The following is a 341-nucleotide window of genomic DNA, read 5'->3' on the forward strand; positions in this document are numbered from 1 at the left end:
GGCCAGGATCTCTTCCCAATCCCGGATCTTGGCGTTCAGGGAGCCCAGCTCTTCCTCGATCTTCAGGATCTCCAGACCAGCCAGACGGCCCAGCTGCAGCTTGACGAAGGCATCTGCCTGCGGGTCATCAAAGCCGAACTGCTCCATGATGGCAGCCTTGGCCTCGCTCATGCCGCCCTTGCAGGCACGGATGGTGGCGATCAGCTCATCCACGATGTCGGTGGCCTTCTTCAGGCCTTCCAGAATATGGGCGCGTTCCCGGGCCTTTTACAGGTCATACTGGGTGCGGCGGCGCACCACCTCGTCCTGGAACTCCACATACTTCTGGATCATCTGCTTCA

General features: G+C 60.1%; 1 pseudogene. It reads right to left on the reverse strand.

Features of this window, described 5'->3' with window-relative positions:
• A pseudogene (locus tag P0G09_RS16250) lies at positions 1-341 on the reverse strand (DNA gyrase subunit A); the annotation flags it as partial.

It is taken from the genome of Faecalibacterium sp. DFI.5.82 (assembly GCF_029076575.1).
Classification (GTDB): Bacteria; Bacillota; Clostridia; order Oscillospirales; family Ruminococcaceae; genus Faecalibacterium; species Faecalibacterium duncaniae.